Here is a 25305-nt window from a genome sequence, read left to right as displayed (position 1 = left end):
CCGCGCGTTTGACATTCAATCAAACGAAATGATATGGTCATTAAGTTCAGAATTATTGATAGAGGCTGATATGACTGTTCCATTCCGCCCGCCGCTTCCGCTGCTCGATAACGATGTATTGCGCACGTTCGTGGCGATTGCCGAAACCGGCAATTTCTCCACCGCCGCCGATGCGGTTCTGCGCACGCCCTCGGCCGTTTCGATGCAGATCAAGAAACTGGAAGAGCAGCTGAAGACGGTGCTCTTCCTGCGCGATGCCCGCTCGGTGTCGCTGACGCAGCACGGTGAGATGCTGCTCTCCTATGCACGGCGCATGCTGGCGCTCTCCAACGAAGCCGTGTCACGTTTCGTCATGCCGGAACTTTCCGGCGTGGTGCGCCTGGGTGCGCCGGACGATATCGCCGAACGCCTTCTGCCGAAGGTCCTCAAGGATTTCGGCGAGAGCTTTCCGGGCATCATGGTCGATGTGACCGTCGACATGAGCCTGGCGCTCAGGAAGCGCATGGACGAGCAGCGGCTGGATCTGGCGCTGATCAACTGCGCCACCCGGCCTTTCTCGACGGCCGGCGAGATGATCCATACGGAGCGACTGGTCTGGGCCGGCGCGAAATGCGGCACGGCCTACCTGCGCGATCCGCTGCCGATTTCGGTCTGGGAGGACGGCTGCGTCTGGCGCCAGGATGCGATCGCCCAGCTCGAGAAGCACAAGCGGACCTATCGCATCGCCTATGCGAGCGCCCATACGATGGCGCAGCGCGCCGCCGTTTTGTCCGACCTCGCGATCGCGCCGTTCCCGCGTTCCTACGTCACCGATGACATGCAGATACTCGGCCCCAAGGAAGGCCTGCCGGAATTGATCAACTTCGATATCCGGCTGTTGACGGCACCGCAGCTTTCGGTGCCTGGCAAAGCGGTGGCGGAGAGCATCCGCGAGGCCTTCGGCTCCATGGTCGCCGCTGCGGCCTGATGTTATTCGCGGCCGCGGCGACGCCTGCGGCCGCCATCCCCCGAAGCCTCGGCCATCCCCTTGCGCTCGGGCAGCGTCACGACCGATGCCAGATGCGGAAAGGGATCGACCTTGTTCGGCAGGGCCATGGCATGGACGAAATGCTCCTGGAACTTCGGTTCGAGCGCCGTCTCGATCTTTTCGATCCTGCGGACGGTCTCCTCGATCTCGCGACGGTAGCCGCGGTTCAGCAGGCACATGCGCGCACCGGTTCCGGCCGCATTGCCGACCGACTTGACGCGGGCCAGGTCGCAATCCGGGATGAGACCCAGCACCATTGCATATTTCGGATCGATGAACGTGCCGAAGGCGCCGGCAAGGCTGATGCGATCGACATGGTCGACGCCCTGTTTGTCCATCAACAGCTTGACGCCGGCATAGAGCGCCGCCTTGGCGAGCTGGATGGCCCGCACGTCGTTCTGGGTCACGGTGATGCGCTGCTCGCCGTCATGAACGAGATAGGAGAAGGTCCGGCCGTTCTGCAGGATGCGCGGTGAGCGCTGCGCCATTGCGCCGTCCACGACGCCGTCCTCCGAAATCAATCCCGCGAGGTACATTTCGGCAATCACTTCGATGATTGCCGAGCCGCAGATGCCGGTGATGCCGGTCGCCGCAGCAGCCTCCGCAAAACCCGGCTCGTCCGACCAGGGCTCGACGCCGATCACCCGGAAGCGCGGTTCGAGGGTAACGGCATCGATGCGGATACGCTCGATGGCGCCGGGTGCTGCCCGCTGGCCGGAGGAAATCTCGGCGCCTTCGAAGGCAGGGCCGGTCGGCGAGGAGGCTGCGACGACGCGGGTCGAGTTGCCGAGCACGATTTCCGCATTGGTGCCGATATCGACCAGCAGCATCATCTCTTCCTGCCGGTGCGGGCCTTCCGACAGGGTTGCCGCCGCGGCATCGGCGCCGACATGGCCGGCGATGCAGGGCAGGAGATAGGTGCGCGTGCCCTCGTTCATCGACAGGCCGATCTCGGAGGACTTCACCCTGACCGCGCCTGAGACGGCAAGTGCAAACGGCGCCCCGCCGAGTTCGGTCGGGTCGATGCCGAGGAACAGATGGTGCATGATCGGATTGCCGACGAAGACGCTGTCGAGAATGTCGGTGCGCGACACGCCGCCCTCGGTGCAGACCTTGTCGATCAGCCCGTCCAGCGCCTCGCGCACGGCCAATGTCATTGCCTCGTGGCCGTCCGGGTTCATCATCACATAGGAGACGCGGCTCATCAGATCTTCGCCGAAGCGGATCTGCGGGTTCGACGTGCCGGCGGACGCCACGGTGCGGCCTGACAGAAGCGAGGAGAGATGCATGGCGATCGTCGTCGAGCCGATATCGCAGGCAATCCCATAGGCCTCGTTCTTGAGGCCCGGATAGAGCGCGACGAGGCGGGCGCGATCGTCGTCCTGATCTTTGTGAATTGCCGCCGTGACCCTCCATTCGCCCTTGCGCAAGATCTGCTGCACTTTGGGAATCAGATGGAAATCCACGTCGAGATCGTCGAAATGCCAGTCGGCTGCAAGCGCTGCCTTCAGCCGGTCGAGATCGCCGAGCGGCTTTTCCATGTCGGGCTCTTCCACCTCGACATAACACATGCGGATCGCCGGATTGCGGTCGAAGACCCGCTCGTCGGCCGCCTTGCGGACCACCTGCGCATTGATCACCGTATCCTGCGGCACGTCGATGACGAGGTCGCCCAAAATCTGGGTCGAGCAGGAGAGGCGGCGGCCTTCGGGCAGCCCGCGCACGCGGTCGTAACGCTCTTCCTTCGGGCCGACCGGCGAGAGGTGATCATCGGACGAGGTGATGCCGTGCTTGGCGAAATGTCCCTCCTGGACCGAGACCTGGCATCGCCCGCAGGTCGCTCGCCCTCCGCAGACGCTTTCCACGTAGACGCCCAATTGGCGCGCGGCATCGAGCACCGGGGTGCCGACCGGAAACCGGCCGCGTTTGCCGGATGGCATGAAGAGGACGAGGGGATCTCTCTTGGAAATATCCGCCATGATACCTGTACTTACTCCATACTCGCTCCGGCGCCGGCCCGTGCTGCCCGGCCGCCGCGTCGGCCGCTGGCAGCGGAAGGTACCGCCGTCGCAGCAGTTCCACCGCCTTCGACGGGCTTGTAGTCGCGATAGGTCATAATCCAGTTACCGCAATTCTGATCCGTGCCGTTCAGCACGTTGGCGGCGCGCACCGCTTCCATTTCCTGCGGCCGGCAGGGGTTCATGATCGCCGACGTCATGCCGGCCCCGATCACCATCGGAATAAAGCCGGCATTGATGCCGTGGCGGTGCGGCAGGCCGAAGGAAATGTTGGAAAGCCCGCAGGTGGTGTTGACCTTGAGTTCGTTGCGCAGGCGATACAGTAGCGCGAAGACCTGGCGGCCGGCATCGCCCAGCGCGCCGATCGGCATGACCAGCGGATCGACGACGATGTCGTGCGGCTTGATGCCGTAGTCGGCGGCGCGTTCGACGATCTTCTTGGCGACCGCGAAACGCACGTCGGGATCCATGGAAATGCCGGTCTCGTCGTTGGAGATCGCCACGACCGGCACGTCGTATTTCTTGCAGAGCGGCAGGATCGCCTCGAGCTTCTCCTCCTCGCCGGTGACCGAATTGACCAGCGGCCGGCCTTTGGCGACTTTCAGCGCCGCCTCGATGGCGGCTGTCACCGAACTGTCGATCGACAGCGGCACGTCGACGAGGCCCTGGACGATTTCGAGGGTTTGCACGAGAAGGCCCGGTTCGGTCTCGTTGGGATTGACCGAGGTGACCCCGGCATTGACGTCGAGCATGGTGGCGCCGGCCGCGACCTGTTCCAGCGCATCCCTGATGACCGTGTCGAAATTGCCTTCGATCATCTCCGCGGCGAGCTTCTTGCGGCCCGTCGGGTTGATGCGTTCGCCGATCACGCAAAAGGGCTGGTCGAAGCCGATCACGATCTCCCGGGTTGCGGATGCGACGATGGTGCGGGTCATGTCTTCCTCCAGGCGCGCGATGCGGCGCCGAAACGATGTGATTGTCTGAACGTCAGGCGGTTTCGCGGCCGCCCGTCTTCAGCAGCGCGACGAGTTTTTCCCTGTCGTAGGCTGCCTCGAGCTCGGCTGCCGCCCTGTCGGCTTCGGCTTCAAGATCGTCGGAAACGGCGGTCGGCTCGGCCTTGCGCCATTCTGCAAGGTAGTCGTCGGTGCCGGCGGCGCCGCTGCGCATCGCGCACATGTCGATCGCCTCTGTGAAGCGCAGCGACAATTCCCGCTTGGCGGTCTGGCGGCCCTTCTTGATGATCACCTGAGCCGGAATATCCCGCCAGAAGACGACGATTCGGTCGGCCATGAACTCCTCCGTGTTGGATGCAGCATGCACGGGCACGATGGATAAGACTGCGCTTGCGACGACGTCGCACACGGCCAATTACGACGCGGCGATGGGATTGCCTTGCCGGATGCCGGGCGGGATGCCGGTTACCAGATCTTCCGGGTCAGCCCGTGGTATATCCAGGTCCAGATCGGCGGCGGGAAACGCAGTGCGGACGGGCCCTGCGGCTGGCACGGCTTCAGCGTTCCGTCGATGGCATCCTGAAGCGCGCGGACGCTGATACCGACGGAAGAGGCGGTCATCAGCAGCGGATAGGTGGCGAGCGTGTCGCTTCGCGCGGGGTCCACGCGGTTCTCGTAGAGCGTCCCCCCGGTATCGATGCCCTTGTCGACCAGATGCACGGTCGCTCCAAAATTCTTCTCGTCACCTTCGACGCGCGACCAGTAGCCGCCCATCTGGCCGCGATACATCGGGTTGATGCCCGCATGGAAGTTGATGACGGGGCAGGGCATTGCGGCAAGTGTTGCGGGCGACAGGATGCGGCAGGATATGGTGAAGATGGCGGCGGGCTTCAGAGTTGTCACCGCTGCGTGGCAATCCGGATCGTTGAGAGAGGGCACGTGCGTCACGGGGATCGCCGGGTTCGGTTCGGCGGAATGGCCGTAGTCGCGGATGATCTCGGCGGAGCGCCTTGCCGCAACGCTTTTGGTGAGCCGCGATGCGATCATCGTCGCAAGCTGGCCGAGCGCGGTGAACCAGCCGAACCGCCGGGCGCGGCGTTTCAGCAGCGTGCCTTTCGATTCCGGCTGTTCCTCGACAACATGCAGGTCGGGAAAGTGTTTTGCCAATGCATTGATCATCACCTGCGGGTTCGCCCCGCCTGATGTCATCACCACGATCCGAGAATTCCCGTCCTGCATCGATCCCTCCGCACAACCGCAGGGCCGCACTTTTCCGCCGAAGGCCCGAAGAAACGGTTAAACCGAGCGTAACGCCTGCGTGAGGTCGCCGTAACCGGTGAAGCGATATTCGTATTCCAGACCGAGATAATCGGCGGCGCCACGCGCCTTTTCCTGAAGAGCCTTATCCTCCTCCTGGCTGAGATAGACGAGCTTTCGGTAATTGCCGAAATACATGTCCTTCAGCTGCGGATGACGGTCGAGGCCGAGCGGTTCGATGACGAAGGCCTCGAACTGGCGGGCGAGGAAGTCTGTCAGGAAGAACGAGAACAGGTCTTCGTCCGCTTTCGCGGCAAAAGCGTCGTTTCCGGCGAAGAAGGAATAACAGTGCGGGCCCTCGATGCGGGCGATACCCTCGCGTTCGCAGAGCCGGTCGATGTCGCCGCCGGTTCCGCAATCCGCATAGGCGAAAAAGATCTTTTCGAACCCTGCTTCCCGCGCCTGAGCAACGGCTTTTTCGAGCCCCGGCACGATCTTCTGCGGATAGGCGTGCCAGATTGCCGGCAGGCAGTTGAGATCGATATGACCGAGGCCATGCTGCCTGGAAACAGCAAGGATTTCCCTGGCGATCGCTCCGCACGCGATCACGTGAACTTTTTCGCGAGTTGAACGTTCCTTTGCCGGAAAATTCATTTCCGCCACGATTTCATCTCTCTCCATCGGAGTATTCTAACATGACGGTCAAGACAGTCACGGTAATCGCCGCTCTTCTCGCGACGGTGGTTTCACTCACCTCCTGCGGCAATACCATCCGCGGCATAGGCAAGGATGCGGCCAATACCGTCAATGCCACGCAGGATGCGGGACGCCGGGTCGATCGCGCTGCGCGCTAAGAGGTCGCCGTCAGCAAGCCGTTCGGCGCTCAGGCGCCGGCGGCAAGGCTGTTGTGCTTGCGGCGGATATATTCCTTTGCCGTTTCGACAGCGACCGCCGCATCGCGGCAATAGGCATCGGCGCCGACCGCCTTGCCGAATTCCTCATTGAGTGGTGCGCCGCCGACCAGCACGATATAGTCGTCGCGCATGCCCTTTTCCTTGAGCGTATCGATGACGACCTTCATATAGGGCATGGTCGTGGTCAAAAGTGCCGACATTCCGAGAATATCCGGCTGTTCCCGCTCGATCGCCTCGAGATAGTTTTCGACCGGATTGTTGATGCCGAGATCGACGACGTCGAAGCCCGCACCCTCCATCATCATGCCGACGAGGTTCTTGCCGATGTCATGGATGTCGCCCTTGACGGTGCCGATCACCATCTTGCCGAGTTTCGGAGCGCCGGTCTCGACCAGAAGTGGCCGTAGGATGAACATGCCTGCCTTCATGGCGTTCGCCGACAGCAGCACTTCCGGCACGAACAGGATGCCATCGCGAAAATCGATGCCGACGATGCGCATGCCTTCGACCAGCGCCTTCGTGAGGACGTCATAGGGCGTCCAGCCGCGTGCGAGCAGGATGTTGGTCGCCTCCTCGATCTCCTCCTTCAAGCCGTCGTAAAGATCGTCGTGCATCTGCTGCACGAGTTCCTCGTCGGAAAGTTCCGCCAGGATGATTTCGTCGTCGGACATGCAATGTTTCCCTTCGTTCGAGGGGCCGGTTCGAAGGCCGGCAAATCAGACGTTTACCGTCCCGACTATCTGTACCTTTATTTCGTCTGGCAATTTCTTTCGTATGCGACAGCGGCGCGTCGGAAAAACGACGGTGGATCGCTGCGCGATGTCTGTCCTGTACAAACCCGTGACGCAGAAAGGCGGGGCTGTGCTTGCGCTTGAGCCTAGCATGGCGCATCAAAAAGCTTGAGGCGCTTTTCAAAGCGGAGGCGAGGAACATCATGGACGATTTGACCCCAGAGACGGAACCGGCAGGCAGCGGGGCCAGACGCGGCCGCGGCGAGCGCGGAGCGGCAGGCCGCCGCGCGGCCCGCGCAGGCAACGGTCCCGGCCTTTCCTTGCCCTATATCACCCGGAAAATCGGCGTCTACGAGGTGCTGGACGAGGAGGGCCTTACTCTCATCGAGCGCAATGCGGATCTCATTCTCGAAGAGATTGGCATAGAATTCCGCGAGGACGAGGAAGCACTCGATCTCTGGGCGAAGGCGGGTGCCGATGTCCGGGGCCACCGGGTGCATTTCCCCAAGGGGCTTTGCCGCGAACTCCTGAAGACCGCGCCCAGCGAATTTACCTGGCATGCGCGCAATCCGGAGCGCAATGTCCAGATCGGCGGCAAGGCGACCGTGTTTGCGCCGGTCTACGGCCCTCCCTTCGTGCGCGACCTCGACGGCAAGCGCCGTTATGCGACGATCGAGGATTTCCGCAATTTCGTGAAGCTCGCCTATATGGCGCCGTCGATGCATTCGTCGGGCGGCACGGTCTGCGAGCCGGTCGACGTGCCGGTCAACAAGCGGCATCTCGACATGGTCTACAGCCATATCAAATATTCCGACAAGCCGTTCATGGGATCGGTCACCGCGCCGGAGCGCGCCGAAGACACGGTCGCGATGGCGAAGCTGGTGTTCGGCGACGAGTTCGTCGAGAACAACTGCGTCACCCTGAACCTCATCAACGCCAACTCGCCGATGGTGTTCGACGGAACCATGCTTGGTGCGCTGAAAGTCTATGCGCGGCACAACCAGGCCTCCGTCGTGTCGCCCTTCATCCTGTCCGGCGCCATGAGCCCGGTGACGGTGACAGGCACGTTGACGCAGATCCTTGCCGAAGTGCTGGCCGGTGCCGCGCTGACGCAGCTGATCCGCAAGGGCTCGCCGGTGCTGTTCGGTACGTTTGCGGCTTCGATCTCGATGCAGTCCGGTGCCCCGACCTTCGGGACGCCGGAACCGTCGCTGGTCTCTTACGGCGCGGCGCAGCTTGCCCGCCGCCTCGGCCTGCCGTTCCGTACCGGCGGTTCGCTCTGCGGCTCGAAAGTGCCCGATGCCCAGGCGGCGCACGAATCAGCAAATACGCTGAACACGACGCTGCTCGCCGGCACCAATTTCGTCCTGCATGCCGCCGGCTGGCTGGAAGGCGGCCTGGTGTCGTCCTACGAGAAATTCATGATCGACCAGGACCAGCTCGGGATGATGCAAAAGATGGCGCAGGGCATCGATTTGTCCGAAGAAGGCCAGGCGCTCGATGCCATCCGCGAAGTTGGTCCGGGCAGCCATTATCTCGGCTGCGCCCATACGCAGGCCCATTTCCAGACGGCCTTCTATCGTTCGGCACTGATGGACAACAATTCCTTCGAACAGTGGGAGATCGAGGGCGAGAAGCGGATCGAGCAGCGCGCCAACGCGCTCTGCCGCTCCTGGCTCGACAGCTATGAAGCACCGCCGCTCGATCCCGCGATCGACGAGGCGTTGCTCGCCTTCATCAAGGATCGCAAGGATTCGATGCCCGACGCCTTCACCTGAAGAGAGCCCGATGCCGCCAGGGAGCAAGGCGGGGCCAGGCTGGTCGCCGATTTTATCCAGGAGGGGGTCTGGCGACCGCATTACAGATACCAGGGGCCTAGGTGAGGCCGCCATCCTCAGTTCTCGATCGGATTACCGCGTCGCTCGGACGGCACGGCATCCTGATCCGCGGCGTGGTGAATTTCGGGCCGGGCGAGGGACCGTTGCTGGGCGACGGCTCCCTTGCGCGGGCCGTCATATTGCTTGGCAATGTCGGCGGTTCGATCTGGCCGGCGTTTACGGAATGGCGAAAAGGCCGTGACGGTCCCGATCCCCTCGATACGTGGTCGAAGATGCTGATCCGGCCGCTCGCCGAACAACTGGGAGCCGCCGCCTATTTTCCGTCCGATCCGCCCTGGCAGCCGTTCCAGCAATGGGCGATGAAGGCCGAAGGCCTGAAGTCGTCGCCGCTCGGCATCCTCATCCATCCGCAGTTCGGGCTCTGGCACGGTTATCGCGGCGCTCTCGGTTTTCCCTTTGCGATAGAGAATTCGCCTGGGGCCGAGCATCCTTGCGAGAGCTGCGCGGATAAGCCCTGCGTGTCAGCCTGTCCCGTCAATGCGATCAGCCTGTCGGGCTTCGACATTCCTCGATGCCGAGCCTATCTTGCCAGCGACCTGGGCAAGGCGACGTGCATGGTTTCCGGCTGTGTCGCCCGCAATGCCTGTCCGGTCGGTGCAAGGTATCGCTACCCGCCGAAGCAGCTCGAATTCCACATGGAAGCGCTGATGCGCTGAACTTAAAATTTTTTCTTGCTCCCCCAAGGAATTCCCTGAGCGAAACGTCTAAGCTCTTAAGCGACGGAAAAGCGGGCGGATAAGTGAGCGCGGAAATCCTCGATAAGGCATGCCAGGGCGATCGCAATGCGTTCTCAGCGCTCGTCGAGACGCATTACGATTTCATTCACGCCGTCGCCTGGCGCTGGTGCGGCACGCAAAGCGATGCGGAAGACATTGCCCAGGACGTCTGTATCCGGCTTGGCAAGGCGATCCGCAGCTTCAAGGGACAGTCCGCGTTCCGCACCTGGCTCTACACGCTGACACTGAATGCGGTGCGTGACCATCAGCGCCGGTTATCCCGGCAGCGGCGCGACCAGAACCGGCTCGCAAACGACCCGATCTTCTTTTCGCACCTGGAGCCGGAGGAAGACGACCGCGGCGACTGGCTGTGGGCCGCGGTGCGCCGGCTGCCGGAAAAGCAGCGGGATGCGGTCCTCTTGGTTCATAGCGAGGGACTGTCCCATGCGGCTGCGGCGGGCATTCTCGAGTGCAGTGAAAATACGGTCTCCTGGCATCTGCACGAGGCTCGCAAACGATTGAAGGACCTTCTGAAGAAGGAGGCGGTTTGACCATGACGGACGAATTCGACCAGCTCGGCAATTTAGCCCCGGCACCCCGCGCTTCCAGCACGGCACGCGCCCGCGCGCTTGCCGCCGCCATGCAGGCGTTCGACGAGACGGAAAAAAATGCAGCGCGCAGCAAAGGAAGTTCCTGGTGGCAGCGTCCAAACTCCGTTCTCAACCGGATCTGGAGCACCCCCATGGTCACCCAACACCGTTATCTCGCAGGCTCCGCACTTGCGACGATGCTGATCATCCCTGCAGCCGCCCTGCTGACCTTCGAACTGACGCGCGGAAACCTGCCGAACTCGGGCCAGGTCACCCTGCCGCAAGTCCTGGACGCGCCGAAGCCTGCCGCAGAACGGGTTCCGGTGCCGTCAGTCGCGGCGCCGGCTGAACCGCGCCAGCCGGAAGCGGGGCGGGGGAGTGACGCTGCGCAAACGGCTCAACCCTCCAGACAAAGCGATTTTGTCGAGTCGGACATTGCCCGGCTGCTGAACAAGCAGGAGGCCACCGGTGGTGCGGCCAAACGAAGCGTAGCGCCCGCTCCCATGGCACCGCCGCCTGTCCTGGCTGAGCGTGCGGTGCCATTGGCGGCGGCTCCACGTTATGCGCCCACTGAGCATGAAATCCTGCCGCCGCTCGAAGAAAGCCGCGACCGTTTCGCCAATGCCGACACCAATCCGGTGAAAAGCGTTGCAACCGATCCGGTCTCGACCTTCTCGGTCGACGTCGATACGGCATCCTATGCCTTCGTCCGCCGCTCGCTGATGGAAGGGCGGCTGCCCGATCGGGACAGCGTACGGGTGGAGGAGATGATCAACTATTTCCCCTACGACTGGCCGCGGCCGCAGACGGTTGACGAGCCGTTCCGCACCACTGTCACCGTCACGCCGACACCGTGGAATACCGGCACGCGGCTGATGCATGTGGCGATCAAGGGTTTCGAGACGGCGCCGGCCTCGCAGCCTGCCGCCAATCTCGTTTTCCTGATCGACGTCTCAGGCTCGATGAACGCGCCGGACAAGCTGCCGCTCCTGAAAAGCGCCTTCCGCCTGCTGGTCGGCAAACTGAAGCCGGAGGACAAGGTCTCGATCGTCACCTATGCCGGCAATGCCGGGACGGTGCTGGAACCGACGTCTACCCGGGAACGGGACAAGATCCTCGCCGCGATCGACAATCTGCGGCCAGGCGGCTCGACGGCTGGCGCTGAAGGTATCGATGCGGCCTATCGGCTGGCCCGCCAGGCCTTCATCCAGGGCGGCGTCAACCGGGTGATGCTGGCGACCGACGGCGATTTCAATGTGGGCGCCTCCAGCGACGAAGAGCTCAAGCGGATCATCGAGCAGCGCCGCAAGGACGGCATTTTTCTGTCGGTTCTTGGCTTCGGCAAGGGCAATCTCAACGACAGCCTGATGCAGACGCTCGCCCAGAACGGCAACGGCACGGCCGCTTATATCGACACGCTTGCGGAGGCACAGAAGGCGCTTGTCGACGAGGCCGGCTCGACGCTTTTCCCGATCGCCAAGGACGTCAAGATCCAGGTGGAGTTCAACCCGCAGCAGATTTCCGAATACCGCCTGGTCGGCTACGAGACCCGGGCGCTGAAACGCGAGGATTTCAACAATGACCGGGTGGACGCCGGCGATATCGGCTCCGGCCATGCGGTGACGGCGATCTACGAGGTGACGCCGAAGGGCAGCGCCTCGGCACTCAACGAGCCACTGCGTTACGGCCCAGCAGCGCCCTCCGCGCCGGTTGCGGTCTCCGATGAAATGGCGTTCGTCAAAATCCGCTACAAGCAGCCGGATGGCGACACCAGCAAGCTGATCACCACTGTTGTCACCGAGATGAATGCGGTGCGCGACTTCTCGGCGGCGTCACAGGACGTGCGTTTCGCCACGGCCGTTGCCGCCTTCGGTCAGAAACTGCGCGGCACCGATGCGCTCGATGCCTATCCCTATCGCCTGATCCTCGATATGGCGCGCAATGCCCGCGGCGAGGACGCGTTCGGATATCGCAGCGGGTTCCTCGATCTGGTGCGGGTCGCCGAGACCCTCGACCGCCGATAAATCAGGCCTTGGGGTACGCCCGCTCCAGGCCGCCGGAGCGGGTCAGTCCGTCGCGAAACGCCGAATAAGCCGGATGCTGGCTGGATTTGGCCGCTTCCATCAGCCGGATCTGCAGCCGGGCAGGGGCGGCATTGCCGATCCATTCGCCGCATTTCTGCAGCTTCAGCGAGTTCAGGAATTTTGCTTCCGAAGCCTGGTCGAGATAGAGATGCAGGCCGTCGAGCAACAGCTCGTCGGATGTCGGATTGTCCATCAGCAGCGTCAGCCAGGACTGGTTCTCGGCCGAGAAACTCGAAAGGCTTTCCGCTACCGTTTCCCGGCTGCCGATCGGGGATATGTTTGCCATGTCTGTGTCCTTCAGCCCAACGCGTCAGCCGCGGCGGCGTCGTCTTTCCCGGCCGGAGTCACCGCCCGATTCGCTGGCGGTCTTATTGCGCAGCGGGCCGATCTTGTCGACGATTTCCTCGATCGTCGGCCTCGGCCGCGGTGTATAACTATCGAGTGCTGCACGCATGGCGGCTAGATGTTCGCAGGACGTGCCGCAGCATCCGCCGATGATCCTTGCGCCGGCATCGCGGGCGAGCCTCGCATATTCGGCCATCAGCGGTGGCGTTCCGGAATAGAAGATCTCGGAGCCGCGAAATTCCGGAATGCCGCAATTGCCCTTGACGATGGTGACGGCGTCAGGATCGGCGGCGGTGATGTCGAGCAGGCTGGAGAGGATATCGGATGCGCCGACGCCGCAATTGGCGCCGACCGCGACCGGGCCTTCGCCGACGTCCTTGGCGACGCCGTGGATCTGTTTGGGGTCGAGACCCATCATCGTCCTGCCGGCCGTATCGAAAGAGCCGGTATAGATATAGGGCAATCCGACCTTGACGGCAGCTTCGGCCGCCGCGCGGATTTCTTCCGGCGCGGACATGGTCTCGATCCAGGCGATATCGGCGCCGCCGGCCTTCAGGCCTTCGATCTGTTCCGCGAAGGCGGCGACTGCATCCTCATAGGTCATGGCACCGAGCGGCACGAGCAGCTCGCCGGTCGGTCCGACCGAACCCGCGACGATCACTTTGCGACCCGCTCCGTCTGCCACCTTACGGGCAATCTCGGCGGCAAGCCTGTTGAGCTCGTGCACCCGGCCTTCCGCCCTGTGCAGCTTCAGCCGTTGGCGCGTCCCGCCGAAGGAATTGGTAAGGATGATGTCGGCGCCCGCATCGACGAAATCCTGATGCAGCTTCTCGATCTTTTCAGGCGCGGCCTCGTTCCACAGTTCCGGCGCTTCGCCGGCTTCCAGGCCCATGGCGAAGAGATTGGTGCCGGTCGCGCCGTCGGCCAGCAGCACGCCCTTTTCGGCCAGAAGTTCGGTCAGTGCGTTGGCGGTCGGCATGGCGGCGCTCCTTGCAAGGAAAATATCATATAAAGAAACCTTTATATGATTGCAACTCGCAGCCACATGCCTCTTCGCGACGCCGGCGGCTTCAGCAACGCCGGTTCGAACAATCGCGTCAGAGCGATGCCTTGATCTTGTCGGCGACGTCGGGAGCGACCCACTTGGTCCAGATATCCGGACTGATTTCCAGAAAATGTTTGGCGGCAGCTTCGTTGGTGCTCTTGTTCGCTTCCTGCCAGGCAAGCACGCTGTTGACCGCGGAATTGGTCCACTTGCGCCTCTTGATATAGTCCATCGCCACCTCGGCCTTCTGAGCGAATTGTTTGGTGACCAGAGTGAAGGCTTGAGACGTCGGATAGGAGTTGACCTTCGGGTTCGGGCAGTTCGGTACTGCGGTGCAGGCGTCCCAATCCGCCTTGTCGTGCGGTACGTTGAAGGAGAGCTTCACCATCTCGTATTTGCCGAGAAAAGCTGTCGGAGCCCAGTAATAGCCGAGCCAGCCGGTCTTCTTCTCGAAGGCGGCCGCGATCGAACCGTCAAGGCCAGCGGCGGTGCCGGTATCGATCAGCTCGAATTTCTTTTCCTCGGCCCCAAGCGCCCTGAAAAGGTTGGCACTCGAAACCTGGCAGCTCCAACCGGAAGGGCAGTTATAGACGGCCCCCCTTCCGGGTTTCTGCGGTGCCGGGAAAAGTTCCGGATGGGTCAGTGCCTGCTGCACGGTCTTGATGTCGGGATGGGCGTCGGCCAGGAATTTCGGAATCCACCAGCCTTCGACGGCGCCGTCGGAGAGGATTTCCGCACCGACCACCAAGCGGCCTTCGGCAACGGCCTTGTCGAGTGTGGTGCGCACGGAGTTGATCCAGAATTCCGGCGCGAGATCCGGCTGACCTCTTTCGTTCATGGACGTGAAGGTCGGAAGCGTGTCGCCCGGGACAAGCTGGACCGTGCAGCCGAAACCTTGTTCGAGGATGATCTTGTCGAGATTGGCCGCAATGCCGGCCGAAGCCCAGTTCATTTCGGCGATCGAGACAGTACCGCAGTCCGCCGAGGCTGACCCTGCGAAAGCATAGAGACCGGCAGCAAAGACCGTGGAAGCGAGGATTTTTTTCATTCAGGGACCTCCCGGTCTTTCCTTTCACTGTTGACTTCAATCGAGCGCGAGGTGGTGGCCACTGTTGGATCCAGTCTGAGCAGGCCTGCGCGAGTATAGGTCTCGTTCGCATCTGCGACAGCATTCCATGGATAGTGTGCATTTATTATGTCAGTTCAAATCACGGTACGTCTTCCTCATCAGAAATCAACACGCGCGGGCTGGCGCAATCTGCGCTGGTCAACGTTTTCGCCTCCTAGGATCACCACTTCCAAGGACGCAGACATTCACCGATTGCGAAGTTGTGTCGCGTCAGGCTGGGCCTTTTTTCCGGTAGCCGCCGCTATCCACTCCATCATTCTTTCGGAAAAGAACGGAAAAATGAGAAAATCGCGTAGCTTACGGAGTTCACTAACCATCCGGTAAGAATGTGGCGTTATTGCTTTTCATGCGGGCGGTTAGCTCGCGCTTGGCGCCGGATCAGGTAGTGCGTACCGGTCGCCTTTGCCGTCCGATGGCAGGCCCTGTTTGTTGGCCCGCGGACACTTCATCTTCCGATCGTTGTCAAACTCGCGACTGTCAAATAGGGGCCACGGCCTCCTTTGCCAAATATGCGGATTTGCGGCCGAAATCGGCTGACCGGACCGGTCAGCCGAGGCTGCCTTCGTCGATGAATCCGAGCGACGGCCAAGTGGGTGTTGGTTGACACTCGGCGTATATGGCTGCACCATCTACCGGCAATGCGAATCCAGAGACATCATCACCAACAGGGCCGGACGCCTCCTGTCTACGAATCGTCCGGTCCCCTCTGGTTCAGGCCATTTTCTCCATGACACGCAACGGTCACGTTACCCTTGTCCTCGGCGGCGCCCGCTCAGGCAAATCCGGCTTTTCGGAAAGGCTTGCGAAGGAGAGCGGCCTGGAACGGCACTACATCGCCACCGGTCGTGCCTATGACGACGAGATGCGCGAGCGCATCGCCCGACATCGTGCCGATCGCGGAGACGGCTGGACCACGCATGAAGTGCCGCTCGATCTGGTGGAGCGACTGAGCGACATCGATGCGCCGGGCAGGGTCGTCCTCGTCGATTGCCTGACGCTCTGGCTCACCAACCTGATGATGGACGAGCGCGATATAGACACCGCCGCCGCCGCACTTGTACGGCAGTCCGAAAGCCTCTCGGCGAAACTGATTGTTGTCTCCAATGAGGTCGGCCTTGGCATCGTGCCGGACAACAGGATGGCGCGGGAGTTCAGGGATCATGCCGGAAGGCTGCATCAGCGGATCGCGGCATCGGCCGACGAGGTCTTCTTCATCGCCGCCGGCCTGCCCCTCAGGATGAAGGGCTAGAAGCCGAGCCAGACTCGGACGGGATGGGCCGGATCGGCGAGCAGTTTCAGCGCCAGGGCCAGGCAGGAGACGACCAGAAGCGGCTTGATCAGTTTCGCGCCGTTCTTCATGGCCAGCCGAGAACCCACCTGGGCGCCGAGGAACTGGCCAACGCCCATGATCAGGCCGATCTTCCACAGTACCGACCCGGTTGCCGCAAAGACCAGGAACGAGCCGAAATTCGAGCCAAGATTGATCAGCTTGGTATGAGCGGTCGCCTTCAGCATGCCGAAGCCTGCAAGCAGCACGAAACCCAGCATGTAGAACGAGCCTGCGCCAGGCCCGAATATGCCGTCGTAGAGGCCGACCAACGGCACGACCGTCACGCCGAACACCAAGGGCGTCACCCGCCGGTGACTGTCGACGTCGTTGAGGTTGGGCTTGACCGCGAAGAACAGCGCGATGGCGATCAGCAGGAACGGGATTGCCGCTGCAAGCCAGCCTGCCGGCACCAGCGACGCGAGGGTGGCGCCGACGGCCCCACCGATCAGCGACATCGCCGCCATCGGCAACTGGCTTTTGAGGTTCACGTGACCTCGCCGGGCGTAGGCGATCGTCGCTGAAGCCGATCCGAACTGCGACTGCAGCTTGTTCGTGGCAAGCGATTCGAGCGGCGGAATGCCGGCGATCAGCATGACCGGGATGGTGATGAGCCCGCCACCGCCGGCAATCGAATCGACGAAACCGGCAAAAATCGCTGCAAGAAACAGCAGGAAGAGGAACTGGAATGCGAGGTCGGTCAAGGGGAGGAGACTCTGTAAGCGGAAGCGCACCCGGACGGGCACGGCGGGCTTTTCGCATCGAACGGTCGTCATCGCAACCGCCTTCCGCGAACTGCAGCCATGTCGCTTCCGGGATTGCGCATCAGCGGTTTGGCGTTATTGTGCGCCGCTTTCGAAGAGCCGGAATGAGGAAAAAGCATATGCATAAGGTGATTTTCGACACGGATCCCGGCGTTGACGACGCAATGGCGCTGCTCTTTCTGCACCGGCACCCGGAGGTCGACCTTCTCGGCGTGACCACCGTCTTCGGCAATGTTCCGCTCGATCTCACGACCCGCAATGCGCAGTTCCTGCATCAGGAATGGGGGATTTCAGCCCCCATCGCCAAAGGCGCCGACAGGACGATCGATCCGTTGCGCAGCGACGATCGCGCCGCTTCCGTCGTGCATGGCCTCGACGGTCTCGGCAATATCGGTCTGCCGGAGACGATCGACTGGCCGCTCGATCCGCGTCCCGCCTACCAGTTCATAATCGACACCGTCCGCGACAATCCGGGTGAGGTGACGCTGATCGCCGTCGGCCGCATGACCAACCTGGCGCTGGCGCTGCAGGCCGATCCGGATTTCGCCGGTCTCGTCAAGGAAGTCATCGTCATGGGCGGCGCCTTCGATGTGAACGGTAACGTCACGCCGGCGGCGGAAGCCAATATCCACGGCGATCCGGAAGCCGCCGACATCATATTCACCACGCCGTGGAAGGTGACGATCGTCGGTCTGGACGTGACGATGAAGACGATCATGACCGGGGAGTATCTCGCCGACATGGCCAAGTCGGGTGAGAAGTCGGTGCAGCTGCTCTCCGACCTGTCGCAATATTATATCGAATTCTACAAGAGCCGTGTCGGCATTTCCGGCATGGCGGTGCATGACAGCACGGCCTGCGTCTATCTGGTACGGCCTGATCTCTTCATCCTCCGCACTGGTCCGGTGCGAGTCGTCTGCGGCGGCATTGCCGACGGCGAAACCATCCAGGCGCCGGACAACGCCCGCAAGTTCGTCGGCACGGCCTGGGACGGCCAGCCGAGCCAGTGGGTCTGCACTGATATCCGATCAGGCGAGGTTCTGGAGGTGATCCGGGCCGCGCTGGTCGAGAGCCGGGCCTCCGGAGCCTAGGCGATTGCTGTTTAGGCAACAGTTCCGGTGCAAATTTCCATGCGGGAACACGAGGCCATTGGCATTTGTGATCGATTTCCCTATGTGGAACCTTGATTTTGATATTCGACAAAGGACATGGGCGTGACAGCTACATTCGATAAAGTTGCCGACATCATCGCTGAAACCAGCGAAATCGATCGCGAAACCATCACGCCGGAAAGCCACACGATCGATGACCTGGGCATCGACAGCCTGGACTTCCTGGATATCGTGTTCGCCATCGACAAGGAATTCGGGATCAAGATTCCGCTGGAACAGTGGACCCAGGAAGTGAACGAAGGCAAGGTTTCGACCGAAGAGTACTTCGTTCTGAAGAACCTGTGTGCCAAGATCGACGAGCTGAAGGCGGCCAAGGGCTGATCGTCTCCGATCATCCCGGGCCGGCAAACTCATGCTGCTCGAATATTTCCAGATGATCGACCGCGTCGAAGCGGTCGATCTTGGGGCCAAGGTGTTGAAGGCGCGGTCTGTCGTGCCGTCCAAAAGCCCTGTCTTCGAAGGCCATTTTCCCGGAATGCCGCTGGTGCCGGGTGTGCTCCTGATCGAAACCATGGCGCAGGCCTCCGGTTTCCTGGTGCTTGCCGCCACCGATTTCGCCGCCATGCCGTTCCTGATGTCGGTCGACGGCGCCAAGATGCGCGCCTTTGTGGAACCCGACGCGGTTCTCGACATCGAGGCGTTTCTGGAGCATGAGGGATCCGGTTACGCGGTGACCAAGGCAAAGATCACGTGTAACGGCAAGAAGGTCTGTGACGCGCAGCTCAAACTGCGCACCATGCCGTTCAGCGAGATCCCGCTGGCGCCGGTCATCCGCAAGCGCGCGGAAGAGGTCGGCCTGATGGATGCGATTGCTGCAAGCGCATAAAAGCCCGCCCGTTCAAGCCGGTGGGTCAAAGAGGACATTATGAAGTCTGACAATGATGTCGTGATCACCGGTATCGGGATCGTCACCAGCCAGGGCGTTGGCAAGGAGCCGCATATCGCGCTCCTGTCGTCGACGGAAGCCGGCGCTCCGAAAGTCGAAACCGACCGCTTCGCGCCCTATCCGGTGCATCCGATGCCCGAGATCGACTGGTCGGCGCAGATCGCCAAGCGAGGCGACCAGCGCCAGATGGAGAACTGGCAGCGGCTAGGCGTTTTTTCGGCCGGCCTTGCCCTCGACGACGCAGGCCTGAAGACGGACGCCGAAGCCTGCGCCTCCATGGACATGATCGTCGCCGCCGGCGGCGGCGAGCGCGACATCAAGGTCGATTCGCTGATCGTCGACGAAGCGCTGAAGCGCAACGACCGCGAAATGCTTTTGAACGAGAAGCTGACCACCGAGCTCCGCCCGACGTTGTTTCTAGCCCAGCTTTCCAACCTCGTCGCCGGTAATATCTCGATCGTCCACAAGGTCACCGGTTCGTCGCGCACCTTCATGGGCGAAGAGGCGGCCGGCATCTCCGCCGTCGAGACCGCCTTCCACCGCATCAAGGCCGGCCAATCGACCCACAGCCTGGTCGGCGGCGCCTTCGTCGCTGAACGCGCCGACATCATCCTTCTGGTCGAAGGCATCCAGGCGCATGCGACGGGCGGCTGGCATCCGCTCTGGTCGCGTTCCGCCGACAACGGCGGCGGCATGATCATGGGCACGGTCGGTGCCTTCCTGGTGCTCGAATCGCGCGCCCATGCGGAAGCGCGTGGCGCCCATATCTATGCCGTTATCGACGCGATCGAAGGCGATCGTGGCAATCGCGATGAAGGCAGGCTCGAAAAGCGCCTCACCCGTCTTGCCGGCCATGCTTCCGGCATTTCGAAGGCCGATACGATCGTGTTTTCCGGCGCGAGCGGCGTCGTCGATCTCGCGACGCGGGAAAAGGCGCTGCTGGAGACCGAATTCCCCGGAGCGGCGATCCGCGGATTTGGCGGTGTCACCGGGCACGGCATGGAAGCCCAGTTCCCGCTGGGTCTGGCGCTCGCGGCGTTGACCTTGGATGGTGCGTCCACAGTACCCACATTCGACGCCGAGAACGAGAAGCCGATGGCTGCGCCCGCGAAGCACGCCGTCGTGACGACCGTCGGTTATACGCGCGGCGAGGGCCTTGCAGTCCTCTCGGCCGCGTAAAGGAGATTTTGATGAGCGACAACCGCTTCAAGGATCATCTCGGCCGCCCGATCATCGCGATCACCGGCATGGGTGTCATCACCTCGCTCGGCCAGGGGCTGGCCGACAACTGGGCTGCGCTAACGTCTGGCACGTCCGGCATCCACAAGGTGACCCGTTTTCCGACCGAGGGCCTGTCCACCCGGATCAGCGGCACGGTGGATTTCATCGCCGTTCCGGCCGAAAACTCCGTCGAACGTTCCTTCGCCTTCGCCCGCGAGACCACTACCGAGGCGCTCGCCCAGTCGGGCCTTTCAGGCGATTTCGACGGACCGCTGTTCCTTGCCGCACCGCCGGTCGAGCCGGAATGGAGCGATCGTTTCGCGCTTGCCGACCGCGCTCCGCCGTCGAAGGCCGAGGGCGACGCCTATGACCGTTTCCTCGCCGCCATGCGCGAGCGTCCGGATCCGGTCTTCCTCGAAGCCGTCCAGTTCGGCTCGATCTCCGAACGCCTCGCTGACAAGTTCGGAACTCGCGGCCTGCCCGTCACCCTTTCCACGGCCTGTGCTTCGGGCGTGACCGCCATCCAGCTCGGCGTCGAGGCGATCCGCCAGGGCCGTACCGACCGCTCGCTGGTGGTTGCGACCGACGGTTCGGTCAGCGCCGAGGCGCTGATCCGCTTTTCGCTTCTCTCGGCACTGTCCACCCAGAACGATCCGCCGGAAAAGGCTTCCAAGCCGTTCAGCAAGGACCGCGACGGGTTCGTCATCGCCGAAGGTGCGGCGACCCTGGTGCTCGAATCGCTCGAATCGGCGATCGCTCGCGGCGCCAAGGTGCTCGGCATCATGAAGGGCTGCGGCGAGAAGGCCGACCATTTCCACCGCACCCGTTCGTCGCCTGACGGCGGCCCTGCGATCGCCACGATTCGTGCTGCGCTGGCGGATGCCGGCATGGACGAAAGCGGCATCGGCTACATCAACGCGCATGGCACCTCGACGCCGGAAAACGACAAGATGGAATATGGCGCGATGCTCGCCGTCTTCGGCGACCGGCTGAAGGAAATCCCGGTTTCCTCCAACAAGTCGATGATTGGCCATACGTTGACTGCGGCCGGCGCCGTCGAAGCCGTGTTCTCGATCCAGACGATGCTGACCGGAACCCTGCCGCCGACCATCAACTATACCAACCCCGATCCGACCATCGTGCTCGATGTCGTGCCGAACAAAAAGCGGGACGGGCAGCCGACGGCGGTGCTTTCCAACTCATTCGGCTTCGGTGGACAGAACGCCAGCCTTGTCATGACGCTGGAACCGGCTTAGAGACCGTCGCCAATCACGTTTGACGAATTGGGACGCCTCCGGGCGAAGGAAGACCTATTATGCGCGCTCTGCAACTGATCGATGACCGGAAGCTCGAAGCGGTGGACATTCCCGAGCCGGAGGCCCCAGGCCCAGGCGAGGTAACGCTGCGGGTCAAGGCCGTCGCCCTCAACCATATCGACGTCTGGGGCTGGCGCGGCATGGCATTCGCCAAGCGCAAGATGCCGCTGACGATCGGAGCGGAAGCGTCCGGCGTGGTCGAAGCGATCGGTCCGGGTGTCTCGAACGTCCTGCCGGGCCAGCTCGTGTCGATCTACGGCGCGCGCACCTGCGGTCTCTGCAAGCCCTGCCGCGAGAAGCGCGACAATCTCTGCGAACACGTTTCGGGCGTGCACGGGTTCCATTTGGACGGCTTTGCACAGGAAAAGGCCAACCTGCCGGCCCGCCTGCTGGTGCCGGCCCCTCCGGGCGTCGATGCGGTTGCCGCAGCGCTGGCGCCGGTGACTTTCGGCACCGTAGAGCACATGCTGTTCGACAATGCCAAGCTGCAGCCGGGCGAAACCATTCTCGTCCATGCCGGCGGCTCGGGCATCGGCACGGCTGCGATCCAGCTCGCCAAGAAGATCGGCTGTACGGTGATCACCACGGTCGGCTCGGACGACAAGATCGAACGGGCCAAGGCGCTCGGCGCCGATCACGTCATCAACTACCGCACCGACCGCTTCGAGGGCGTCGTGCGCAAGCTCACCAAGAAGAAGGGCGTCGACGTCGTCTTCGAACATGTCGGCAAGGATACCTGGGCCGGCTCGATGCTGTGCATGAAGCGCGGCGGCCGCCTTGTCACCTGCGGTTCCACATCCGGCGTCTCGACCGACATGAACCTGATGATGCTCTTCCAGCAGCAGCTGAAGCTGTTCGGCTCGTTCGGCTGCCGCATGGAGAACATGGCGAATGCCATGCAGAAGATGGCGCAAGGCATCGTTCATCCGGTGATCGACACGGAGGTCACCTTCGCCGAGATCGACAAGGCGCTGGAACGGATGGAAACCCGCCAGGTGTTCGGCAAGATCGTGCTCCGGATGGACTGAGGCGTCCCCCGTGAAGATGTTCCTGACCCGGATCGCTCTGGCGTTACTCCACTTCCAGCAATGGCTGGTGGCGCAGAGCGCGTTCGGGCTCCTCAATTTCCTGAAGATCTTTCCGGCGGATCCGGGCATCCGGTTCGCCGACCGGATGGCGCGTCGTATCGGGCCGAAGCTCGGCCGCCACAAGCTGATGCTCGTCAACCTGCGCAATGCCTATCCGGAAAAGACAGACGAGGAACTTGAAGAGATCGCCATAGCGAGCTGGGGCCATATGGGCCGGCTCGCCGCCGAATACGTTTTCCTCGACAGGCTGTTCGATTTCGATCCCGAACAGGACAAGCCGGGCAGGGTGGAAGTCTCGGGCGTGCCGATCTTCGTGGACCTGCGCGACAATCCGCGCCCGTTCATCGTCTTCACGGCCCATACGGGCAATTTCGAACTGCTGCCGGTCGCCGGCAATGCGTTCGGCCTCGAAGTGACGGTTCTTTTCCGGCCGCCGAACAATCCTTATATCGCCGACAAGGTTTTTGCCTTCCGCAGCGCCCGCATGGGCCAGCTCGTGCCTTCGCATGCCGGCTCGTCCTTTGCTCTGGCGCGCAAGCTCGAAACGGGCGGCGGCGTTGGCGTCCTTGTGGATCAGAAATTCCGCAAGGGTCTCAAGACCAGCTTTTTCGGACAGCCCGTCCAAACGAGCCCCTTGCTCGCAAAATTGGTCCGGCAGTTCGATGCGGAAGTTTATCCGGCCCGCTGCATCCGACTGCCGGGCAACCGCTTCCGGCTGGAGATCGAGCCGAAGATCGAACTGCCGCGCGACGCGAACGGCAAACTCGACCTCCAGGCCACCGGGCAGCTCCTCAACGACAAGGTGGAAACCTGGGTTCGCGAATACCCCGAACAATGGCTCTGGTACCACGACCGGTGGCATATCAAACGGTATCTGTAATCGGATTTTGAGCTTTTCCGGACCGCGTTACTGCATTCTACTTTAAGTCACCGGCTACAAATCGGGTCTGCTTTTGAGGGATAAATTAATCTGATTCGCATTTAAATATTTGGAGGCGTCGATCTTGGGGAAGAATCGGCGGTAATCTCCGGCACCAAGGGGAGGGCATTTTGGAAGCGTTGATCGATCTGTTCTGGTCAAAATATGCCGACCTGCGGCAGGCGGTCGAGCGCAATGACGTGTCCGCGACCGCTTTGCTCGATCGTGAACTCGATCCGCTTCTGCTGGCCGTCTTTTCGAGCCAGAGCAAGGATCCGGCCAGCATCCAGGCTCAATTCCGCTTCGCGCTGGACCTCCTGAACGAGGAGGCCGATGACCGCGGCTGCGTCCGCCGCAACGGACATTTGCTGCAGATGCTTGTGGAGCGTTATGTCGTCCCGGAAATGGGTCTGTCGGCCAATCGCCGCCCGGAGCCGGAGCCGCCCGAGCATGCGGTGATCGCCGAAGCGACAGTTGACGGTTTTCTCGACGACGCTCTGCTCAATCGCATCTCCGACCGGATCGTCGTGATCGCACCCGGCTATCGGATCTTTTATTCCAATGAGACCAACGCACGCCGGCTCGATCTGGCGCGCGACGATCTGATCGGCCGGCATTTCGCGGAATTTATCGGCCTCCACCGCTTCAAGAACGATTTCAAACCCAACCTCGACCGATGCTTTGCCGGCGAGAGCATATCGCTCACCTACGCGGATCAGATCGACGGCCAGACGGTCGTCTTTCGCTGCCGCATGTCACCTTGCGTTTCGGGCTCGTCGCAGCTCATCGGCGCGCTTCTCGTCATGCAGGAAACCGCCGACCGGCGCCGGCGCCCCGCTGCCTAACCCTTACCTGTCGGACCAGATGGCCAGCTCGTAGCCCTCCGGATCGGTAAATTGGAATCGCCGCCCGCCGGGGAATGAGAAGATCGGTTTGACGATCCTGCCGCCACCCTTTTCGACCCGCGATAGCGCATCCTCCAGATCGTTTGCGAAAAGAATGACGAGCGGACCGCCTTTGGCCGTTACATCCGCCGACTTCGCAAAGCCGCCTGTCAGCCTTCCGTCCTGGAATTCGCAGTAGTCCGGTCCATAGTCCGTGAAAGTCCAGCCGAAGGCCGAGCCGTAGAACGCCTTGGCGGCTTCGATATCCTTCACGTTGAACTCGATATAGTCGATCTTGCGATCGGCTTCCTTGGTGCCCATCGGGCCCTCCTGTTTCTTTTCTTCCAGCAGGCTTTTCAGTGCCATGAGATCGTTCCGCACATGGGCGGCATCTGCCTCGAAAGCCGCGTCGTCAAGATCGGGGCGCTGGAAAAGTGTGAACATGACTTCAGCACCATCGCCGTTCGGCACGACGCGCAACGGGTTTTCGACGACGAGGCCGTTTCCCATCGTCACCGTGTGATCGAGGATGCCGAACGGATTGTCAGGCGAGAACCGCACGCGCACCAGGCCGACCGGTCCGCCGTCGCCGATCCAGTCGTCGCCGTCGCGGGTCAGCCCGGCGGCAAGGCCGGATGCCCAGAGCGGCATGTTTTCCGGCCGGCTCGCGAAGGCGTAGACATGCTGCCAAGGTCTCTCGATGCCGATATGAATGATACGGGCGGGCAGGGTGGTCATATGGTGGGATCCTCGATTTTCCCTCGGTCTAGCCGATGAGAAACAGCGGTTCTTGAACAAAACGGACAATCAGCCGCAAAGTTGCCCGCGAATCTCTCCCGGCGTCAAAGTGGTCAGATCCTTCACGTCGCGCGTCATATGCGCCTGATCGGCATAACCGGCTTTAGCCAGTATCGGCAAATCCCTACGCATATCTCTGGCCGTATTCGTACCCTCCTTGTCGCATCCGAATTGGGCAGTCGCAAGACGCGGTTCCGCTTGGAAAAAACAGGTCGCTGCCTTG

26 protein-coding genes and 1 pseudogene are annotated in these 25305 nt (G+C 62.1%); 15 read left to right on the top strand and 12 right to left on the bottom strand.

Going from position 1 to position 25305, the window contains the following annotated elements:
* The first annotated feature begins 28 nt into the window (after positions 1 to 28).
* The gene (locus tag ABCW43_RS00770; RefSeq protein ID WP_345921693.1) at positions 29 to 967 is read left to right on the top strand and encodes a LysR family transcriptional regulator; all 939 of its coding nucleotides are present in this window, start codon (positions 29 to 31) and stop codon (positions 965 to 967) included.
* Positions 968 to 969: 2 nt separating this feature from the next.
* On the opposite strand, the gene ABCW43_RS00765 is transcribed toward ABCW43_RS00770, so the two are convergent.
* From ABCW43_RS00765 to ABCW43_RS00745, 5 genes are all read right to left on the bottom strand, one after another.
* Complete coding sequence (locus ABCW43_RS00765; protein WP_345921692.1) at positions 970 to 3006, bottom strand: ASKHA domain-containing protein; 2037 nt, start codon at positions 3004 to 3006, stop codon at positions 970 to 972.
* 11 nt (positions 3007 to 3017) lie between these two features.
* Positions 3018 to 3980, bottom strand: coding sequence for a methyltetrahydrofolate cobalamin methyltransferase (locus ABCW43_RS00760; RefSeq protein ID WP_345921691.1), 963 nt, complete (start codon positions 3978 to 3980; stop codon positions 3018 to 3020).
* A gap of 52 nt (positions 3981 to 4032) precedes the next feature.
* Positions 4033 to 4335, bottom strand: a complete 303-nt coding sequence (locus ABCW43_RS00755; protein ID WP_345921690.1) for a virulence factor — start codon at positions 4333 to 4335, stop codon at positions 4033 to 4035.
* A gap of 128 nt (positions 4336 to 4463) precedes the next feature.
* Positions 4464 to 5237: a formyl transferase gene (locus ABCW43_RS00750; protein WP_345921689.1), complete on the bottom strand. Its 774-nt coding sequence runs from the start codon at positions 5235 to 5237 to the stop codon at positions 4464 to 4466.
* Positions 5238 to 5294: 57 nt separating this feature from the next.
* Positions 5295 to 5936, bottom strand: a complete 642-nt coding sequence (locus tag ABCW43_RS00745) for a DUF1638 domain-containing protein (RefSeq protein WP_345921688.1) — start codon at positions 5934 to 5936, stop codon at positions 5295 to 5297.
* 14 nt (positions 5937 to 5950) lie between these two features.
* On the opposite strand from ABCW43_RS00745, the gene ABCW43_RS00740 reads away from it, so the two are divergent.
* Positions 5951 to 6109 (top strand): entericidin domain-containing protein, encoded by a 159-nt coding sequence (locus ABCW43_RS00740; protein ID WP_345921687.1) that lies wholly within the window; start codon positions 5951 to 5953, stop codon positions 6107 to 6109.
* A gap of 29 nt (positions 6110 to 6138) precedes the next feature.
* On the opposite strand, the gene ABCW43_RS00735 is transcribed toward ABCW43_RS00740, so the two are convergent.
* The gene (locus ABCW43_RS00735) at positions 6139 to 6840 is read right to left on the bottom strand and encodes a cobalamin B12-binding domain-containing protein (RefSeq protein WP_210009604.1); all 702 of its coding nucleotides are present in this window, start codon (positions 6838 to 6840) and stop codon (positions 6139 to 6141) included.
* Positions 6841 to 7103: 263 nt separating this feature from the next.
* Here ABCW43_RS00735 and ABCW43_RS00730 point away from each other — a divergent pair, with 263 nt between their 5' ends.
* The 4 genes from ABCW43_RS00730 (at position 7104) to ABCW43_RS00715 (ending at position 12128) form a co-directional block, all read left to right on the top strand.
* Positions 7104 to 8678, top strand: a complete 1575-nt coding sequence (locus ABCW43_RS00730; protein ID WP_345921686.1) for a trimethylamine methyltransferase family protein — start codon at positions 7104 to 7106, stop codon at positions 8676 to 8678.
* A gap of 101 nt (positions 8679 to 8779) precedes the next feature.
* The gene (locus ABCW43_RS00725) at positions 8780 to 9454 is read left to right on the top strand and encodes a ferredoxin (RefSeq protein ID WP_345921685.1); all 675 of its coding nucleotides are present in this window, start codon (positions 8780 to 8782) and stop codon (positions 9452 to 9454) included.
* An 83-nt stretch (positions 9455 to 9537) separates the two neighbouring features.
* Positions 9538 to 10065 (top strand): RNA polymerase sigma factor, encoded by a 528-nt coding sequence (locus ABCW43_RS00720; RefSeq protein ID WP_345921684.1) that lies wholly within the window; start codon positions 9538 to 9540, stop codon positions 10063 to 10065.
* The gene (locus ABCW43_RS00715; RefSeq protein WP_345921683.1) at positions 10062 to 12128 is read left to right on the top strand and encodes a vWA domain-containing protein; all 2067 of its coding nucleotides are present in this window, start codon (positions 10062 to 10064) and stop codon (positions 12126 to 12128) included. The genes ABCW43_RS00720 and ABCW43_RS00715 overlap by 4 nt, the downstream gene beginning before the upstream one ends.
* A 1-nt stretch (position 12129) precedes the next feature.
* Here ABCW43_RS00715 and ABCW43_RS00710 read toward each other — a convergent pair whose 3' ends face one another.
* The 3 genes from ABCW43_RS00710 to ABCW43_RS00700 form a co-directional block, all read right to left on the bottom strand.
* Positions 12130 to 12474, bottom strand: a complete 345-nt coding sequence (locus ABCW43_RS00710) for a hypothetical protein (RefSeq protein WP_345921682.1) — start codon at positions 12472 to 12474, stop codon at positions 12130 to 12132.
* A gap of 24 nt (positions 12475 to 12498) precedes the next feature.
* A complete protein-coding gene (gene bmt, locus ABCW43_RS00705) occupies positions 12499 to 13512 on the bottom strand; it encodes a betaine--homocysteine S-methyltransferase (RefSeq protein ID WP_345921681.1) in 1014 nt (337 codons plus the stop codon).
* Between the two features lie 118 nt (positions 13513 to 13630).
* On the bottom strand, positions 13631 to 14626 hold the full coding sequence (locus ABCW43_RS00700; protein WP_345921680.1) for an ABC transporter substrate-binding protein: 996 nt from the start codon (positions 14624 to 14626) through the stop codon (positions 13631 to 13633).
* 808 nt (positions 14627 to 15434) lie between these two features.
* Here ABCW43_RS00700 and cobU point away from each other — a divergent pair.
* Positions 15435 to 15956: a bifunctional adenosylcobinamide kinase/adenosylcobinamide-phosphate guanylyltransferase gene (cobU, locus tag ABCW43_RS00695; protein WP_345921679.1), complete on the top strand. Its 522-nt coding sequence runs from the start codon at positions 15435 to 15437 to the stop codon at positions 15954 to 15956.
* Here cobU and ABCW43_RS00690 read toward each other — a convergent pair.
* A complete protein-coding gene (locus ABCW43_RS00690) occupies positions 15953 to 16738 on the bottom strand; it encodes a TSUP family transporter (protein ID WP_345921678.1) in 786 nt (261 codons plus the stop codon). The genes cobU and ABCW43_RS00690 overlap by 4 nt on opposite strands.
* A gap of 179 nt (positions 16739 to 16917) precedes the next feature.
* On the opposite strand from ABCW43_RS00690, the gene ABCW43_RS00685 reads away from it, so the two are divergent.
* The 8 genes from ABCW43_RS00685 to ABCW43_RS00650 all read left to right on the top strand — a co-directional run bounded on the left by ABCW43_RS00685 (position 16918) and on the right by ABCW43_RS00650 (position 24245).
* Positions 16918 to 17889 (top strand): nucleoside hydrolase, encoded by a 972-nt coding sequence (locus ABCW43_RS00685; RefSeq protein ID WP_345921677.1) that lies wholly within the window; start codon positions 16918 to 16920, stop codon positions 17887 to 17889.
* Positions 17890 to 18006: 117 nt separating this feature from the next.
* On the top strand, positions 18007 to 18291 hold the full coding sequence (locus tag ABCW43_RS00680; RefSeq protein ID WP_092662234.1) for an acyl carrier protein: 285 nt from the start codon (positions 18007 to 18009) through the stop codon (positions 18289 to 18291).
* Positions 18292 to 18322: 31 nt separating this feature from the next.
* Positions 18323 to 18796 (top strand): 3-hydroxyacyl-ACP dehydratase FabZ family protein, encoded by a 474-nt coding sequence (locus tag ABCW43_RS00675; protein ID WP_037082199.1) that lies wholly within the window; start codon positions 18323 to 18325, stop codon positions 18794 to 18796.
* Positions 18797 to 18835: 39 nt separating this feature from the next.
* A complete protein-coding gene (locus tag ABCW43_RS00670) occupies positions 18836 to 20035 on the top strand; it encodes a beta-ketoacyl-ACP synthase (RefSeq protein WP_345921676.1) in 1200 nt (399 codons plus the stop codon).
* Positions 20036 to 20046: 11 nt separating this feature from the next.
* Positions 20047 to 21333 carry a beta-ketoacyl-ACP synthase gene (locus tag ABCW43_RS00665; RefSeq protein WP_046626404.1) on the top strand — a complete coding sequence of 429 codons (1287 nt, stop codon included), beginning with the start codon at positions 20047 to 20049 and terminating at the stop codon, positions 21331 to 21333.
* 59 nt (positions 21334 to 21392) lie between these two features.
* Positions 21393 to 22421 (top strand): zinc-binding dehydrogenase, encoded by a 1029-nt coding sequence (locus ABCW43_RS00660; RefSeq protein ID WP_007760295.1) that lies wholly within the window; start codon positions 21393 to 21395, stop codon positions 22419 to 22421.
* 10 nt (positions 22422 to 22431) lie between these two features.
* Positions 22432 to 23361 carry a lipid A biosynthesis lauroyl acyltransferase gene (locus ABCW43_RS00655; protein WP_038587275.1) on the top strand — a complete coding sequence of 310 codons (930 nt, stop codon included), beginning with the start codon at positions 22432 to 22434 and terminating at the stop codon, positions 23359 to 23361.
* A gap of 170 nt (positions 23362 to 23531) precedes the next feature.
* On the top strand, positions 23532 to 24245 hold the full coding sequence (locus ABCW43_RS00650) for a PAS domain-containing protein (protein WP_345921675.1): 714 nt from the start codon (positions 23532 to 23534) through the stop codon (positions 24243 to 24245).
* A gap of 3 nt (positions 24246 to 24248) precedes the next feature.
* Here ABCW43_RS00650 and ABCW43_RS00645 read toward each other — a convergent pair whose 3' ends face one another.
* Entirely contained in the window at positions 24249 to 24605 is a 357-nt protein-coding gene (locus tag ABCW43_RS00645; RefSeq protein ID WP_345923269.1) for a VOC family protein, read from the bottom strand.
* A gap of 21 nt (positions 24606 to 24626) precedes the next feature.
* A pseudogene (locus tag ABCW43_RS00640) lies at positions 24627 to 25022 on the bottom strand (SRPBCC family protein); the annotation flags it as partial.
* Positions 25023 to 25305 lie beyond the last annotated feature (283 nt).

The sequence above is a fragment of the Neorhizobium tunisiense genome (assembly GCF_039631515.1).
Lineage (GTDB): Bacteria > Pseudomonadota > Alphaproteobacteria > Rhizobiales > Rhizobiaceae > Neorhizobium.
The sequence above is the reverse complement of the archived record's forward strand: the minus strand, read 5'-3'. Positions and strand labels throughout refer to the sequence as shown.